This window comes from Paenibacillus tundrae (assembly GCF_030812775.1).
Classification (GTDB): Bacteria; Bacillota; Bacilli; order Paenibacillales; family Paenibacillaceae; genus Paenibacillus; species Paenibacillus tundrae_A.
In genome coordinates this window covers 1-4289 of sequence record NZ_JAUSTI010000034.1, presented here as the reverse complement: position 1 = coordinate 4289, position 4289 = coordinate 1, and the positions used below count along the sequence as shown (strand labels likewise).

5 protein-coding genes are annotated in these 4289 nt (G+C 41.6%); 2 read left to right on the top strand and 3 right to left on the bottom strand.

The features are described 5' to 3' along the window. Nucleotides 1-502: 502 nt before the first annotated feature. Together J2T19_RS28080 and J2T19_RS28075 are read right to left on the bottom strand one after the other, a co-directional pair. The gene (locus J2T19_RS28080) at nucleotides 503-733 is read right to left on the bottom strand and encodes a hypothetical protein (RefSeq protein WP_056697767.1); all 231 of its coding nucleotides are present in this window, start codon (nucleotides 731-733) and stop codon (nucleotides 503-505) included. A gap of 203 nt (nucleotides 734-936) precedes the next feature. Beyond that, nucleotides 937-1554 carry a stage II sporulation protein M gene (locus tag J2T19_RS28075; RefSeq protein ID WP_056697764.1) on the bottom strand — a complete coding sequence of 206 codons (618 nt, stop codon included), beginning with the start codon at nucleotides 1552-1554 and terminating at the stop codon, nucleotides 937-939. Between the two features lie 122 nt (nucleotides 1555-1676). Between J2T19_RS28075 and pdaB the strand changes: the two genes are divergently transcribed. Further along, nucleotides 1677-2453, top strand: a complete 777-nt coding sequence (gene pdaB, locus J2T19_RS28070; RefSeq protein ID WP_307221746.1) for a polysaccharide deacetylase family sporulation protein PdaB — start codon at nucleotides 1677-1679, stop codon at nucleotides 2451-2453. 175 nt (nucleotides 2454-2628) lie between these two features. On the opposite strand, the gene J2T19_RS28065 is transcribed toward pdaB, so the two are convergent. After that, the gene (locus J2T19_RS28065; protein ID WP_307221745.1) at nucleotides 2629-3246 is read right to left on the bottom strand and encodes a KinB-signaling pathway activation protein; all 618 of its coding nucleotides are present in this window, start codon (nucleotides 3244-3246) and stop codon (nucleotides 2629-2631) included. 125 nt (nucleotides 3247-3371) lie between these two features. On the opposite strand from J2T19_RS28065, the gene gerD reads away from it, so the two are divergent. Continuing rightward, nucleotides 3372-4124: a spore germination lipoprotein GerD gene (gerD, locus tag J2T19_RS28060; RefSeq protein WP_307221743.1), complete on the top strand. Its 753-nt coding sequence runs from the start codon at nucleotides 3372-3374 to the stop codon at nucleotides 4122-4124. The last annotated feature ends 165 nt before the right edge of the window (nucleotides 4125-4289 follow it).

The following is a 4289-nucleotide window of genomic DNA, read 5'->3' as shown; positions in this document are numbered from 1 at the left end:
TCGTCCTGAGCCAGGATCAAACTCTCCAATAAAGTATTGAAAAGAGCGATTAGCTCATTTTGAATCTGACGAGATTAAAAATCTCATTTGTGCTTTGAAATCATTCAGTTCCGAAGACATGTACGATTTCTCAGCGTCGATCTTGCAAGCAAGATCGTTACTCACTCGTTGTTCAGTTTTCAAAGATCAAACTTGAATCATGTTACTCATTTTTGTGTCAACCACGTTTTCAGCGGCGACTTTTATAATGTATCATGTTACCGATGTTTTTGCAAGTACTTTTTTTATAACTTTTCAAACTCTTCATTTCAGCACTTGTTTCGGTGAACTTGTCCTAAAAAAGGAACAAAAATTAATTTATCATATATATCAGAAACGGTCAACCCTTTTTCGACATTTTATTTCATTGCTCTTCCCTATCATCATGTAGAGGTACAGCGTTAGCTATACATGCCGCACCCCTTTTATCCTAAAAATCGTTGATTGACTATGAGCACAGCATTCATGGCTTTGATTTTTTTAGTTTTCCGCCCCTCGCATACTTGGATAACTCTTTAGGCGGAGCAAAACGTGCATACATCCGAAATACCGTTTTGTAGCGACTCGCGATAGCGTATTTGATTTCTTGGTCAAGACGGTTATCACTCAGATCGAATAACATTTCATCAAGCTCTTTGCGAAGTACATAATCTAGCTCTTTGCATTCCTTATCATTAAACAGCATACCTAGCATTAGAGTTCTCCTTTTTCTGCATATGGATAATACGCGCTCATGTGTAGTTGTCTGATGTAATACATCTCTAGCAAACAGACGTTATCGAATCGCGTAAGGTTAGCAGCACAACCCCAATCATATTAACGCTGAGGTTGTACCCGAACCCGTTTTATTGTTATGGTCAACTTTCAGAAAAATTATGAATGTCATTCCATACAAATTTATCCTCGGACGATGCTGTAGGTAATGGTGCTCTCAATGATCGCTGCAACAAACAATAAAATGATGATCCAGCAAGATGCTGTCAACGTCCTACGCAGAAACACTTCCCACTGCTTACCAAGCAAGTGTCTCTTCGATCCCCCAAGCTGCATGAGACTCTTGGAAGCTAATCCCCCGAACTTTAGACCGAACGCACAAGCAATAATGATCACTGGTATTTCGATAATCCCATGCGGGAGTAATCCTTTAATAACGATATCATAGAAACTTGCTCCATAATTCATCGTGGTATGCACAAGGAACCCAATAACCATTCCGTTGATCAGCAGAAAAATTATCGGTAGAATGCCAAAGAATATGCCTGCATAGATCACAAGTACACTTTTAATCGCATTGTTGAAGAAAATAAACAGGAAGAAGTTTAATTGCACATTCCCCCCTTGCTCCAAACGCTCACTGACTTCTCTTAATCCCCCAATTTGATTCAAAAGTAATTCTTCGAGTGGCCCGGTGCTCACCCACCCTACACTAATGCCAATCACAAATAATGCGACCGACCAGATTAACGCATTCCGGATGGAACCCAGGTCTTTCAGAAATGTACTAAATTTAAGCATAACGACCTCCTAAGTAAACTAAGTTAATGGACAAACAAACATCATATACGAATAACTAAGCAGTACGAGCATACATTGGAGAGTAAACAAGCATTTCTTATGGGAGAGGGGCGCTTATTGAAATGAACTCGTTCTATGTATTTAGCGGCAAAAAGATCAAACGTTACCTGATTGTGCTGGCTGCTGCCGTGTTCGCTATCGGAATAATCTATCTGGAGAGCGGCAACGTTTCTGTGTTCTCAGAGGATACACCTTCTGCAGTCTACAGTGTACCAACCGAAAAAAAAGTAATTGCACTTACGTTTGACATTAGCTGGGGGGATAAGCGAACAGAACCCATTCTCAAGGTGTTGAAAGAGAATAAAATCGAAAAGGCTACCTTCTTCCTCTCCTCACCATGGAGTAAAACACATCCTGAAATTGTGACCTCCATCAAGGAAGCTGGCTATGAAATCGGCAGCCATGGACACAGACACGAAAACTATAGCAGCCTGACTGAGGAAGAGATCCGTAAGGAAATTTCGACAGCTCATAGCATTTTAACCGATTTAACGGGCAAAGAACCGAATTTGTTACGTCTACCCAACGGGGATTTTGACAAACGTGTTCTACAGGTTGCGAGTAGTTTGAACTACCAGGTCGTACAATGGGATACCGATTCACAAGATTGGAAAAATCCAGGTGTACAGTCCATTGTTGATCGTGTAGTCAGCAAAGCTCATCCAGGAGATATCGTTCTATTGCATGCTAGCGATTCCTCTAAACAAACGCATGAGGCCTTACCTGTAATCATTGATAAACTTCGAAATCAGGGGTATGAGTTTGTCACTGTTTCCGAATTGTTGAATCACTCCAGCACTAAGGGTTCAGAGGTGCGAGATCAAGCTAGTGCTCAATAATACGCCACCAAGGTTATGTCTATCATCAATGCAATGCTCATGTATTACAATAACTGCAATAACGTTATAGATCAAAATTACACATCTTGCACCATTCGTGCACATGAAAAAGAGCTAACCATCGTTAGCTCTTTTTAGAGTTTATTTTTATAAGAAAATCATTCTTCTACTTCCTTCACGCCTGCTCTACCTTTCCAGTTACAGCCTGATCAGCAGATGAATCGACCAATTTGTGCAAAATAAGCATTTGGTATGCATTACACATGAGCAATGGAACCACAATAAATATGGTCGCTGCATTCGAATCGATGCGTAATACCCCAATCGTCTCTACCGCTGTAACAGCAATCATAAAGAAAAGAGTCGGCACAAGGGCAGAAATGTTTGTTTGCTTGACCTTTACGTAAGCGGTAACAATTGCTGATGCCAAAATAATGAGTCCGAGGACAATATCGGATATGGGCTCTCGCCCCTCCCCCACAAATAAACGCAAGAACATCACATCAAGCAAAGCTAGAACCGTTAATATAATCTGAACAATTTGCCAGCCGCGTTTGGGAAACACTCCCTTACCCATATAATTCAAAATTAAATATGCAAAGAAGCCCATCTGCGAATATACGCTAATCATAATACCGGAGCCAAACAGAATGAGCAGATATAACATAAGATCAGCAATTCCATTCGTTTTTTCTCCATTTAACAACATCATCGTTAGTCCTGTTATTAATGATCCCACCGCTCCGATCAACAACGCGGTCCAAAATAGGAAAAACCATTTCCGTAAATTCAAATGTTTTCCACCCCCGAGACTTTATTTTACCAACCTTCTCAGCAAAAAACCATCTCCGTTCAACATATTTACTGCTTTCTCATCACATACTACATCCAGTATCTAATCAAGGAGGGGTTGTGCACATGAAACGGCCATTGTGGCAGTTATGTTGTGTCCTATTTGGGCTATCCGTCCTGCTCGCCGGCTGCGGCTCTGATCAGAATTATTCGCCTCCTCAGGGCAGTTATAAAGAGATGAAAACCATGGTGGTGGACATCCTCAAAAGTGATGAGGGTAAAAAAGCTGTGGAAGAAGCCCTTACTGGTCAAAGTTCTTCTGGCGGTGGTGGAGAAGGCGGTGGCTCTGAGCAAGGCGGCGGTGGTGGCGGTTCTGGTAAGATCGGTATGAAAATGCTGATGCCAATGCAATCACAGGAGCAGATTCGTGTTGCGGTAAAGGATACCATAACAGCTCCGGAATACAAAAAGGAATTCGAGAAAATTATGACCGATCCACAGTTTGCAGGTGAGTTCGCCAAAGTGATCAATTCACAAAGCAAACAACTACACATGGAACTGATCAAAGATCCAACGTATCAAAAATCTATTTCAGATATTATGAAATCTCCTGAAGTTTCCAAGATGTTCATGGATATGACCAAAACCCCCGATTATCGTAAGCAAACGATGACCGTCATGCAGGAAGTGATGCAAAATCCTTTATTCCGTATGGAAGTTCTAACTTTGTTGAAAAAAGTCGTTCAGGACGAGCTTCAACCTAAAGTGGAAAGTGGCGGCGGACAAAAAGATGACCAACAGCAGCAAGAAGGTCAAGGCCAAGATAGTGGTGGTGGTTCAGAAGATGGAGGCAGCGGAGACTCTGGTGGCGGATCATAGAAAGACTGGGTTAAAGGCTAAGGATATCTTATGAAATAAACGTTTATGTATAATCAAAAGCCCCGCATCTATAGTGGTCATACCCCTGTCAAGTAGACAGATGAAAAAAGCTATGCTGCCAGCGCGCATCGATATTCAATCGGTGCGCGCTGTTTGAGTTTCGCT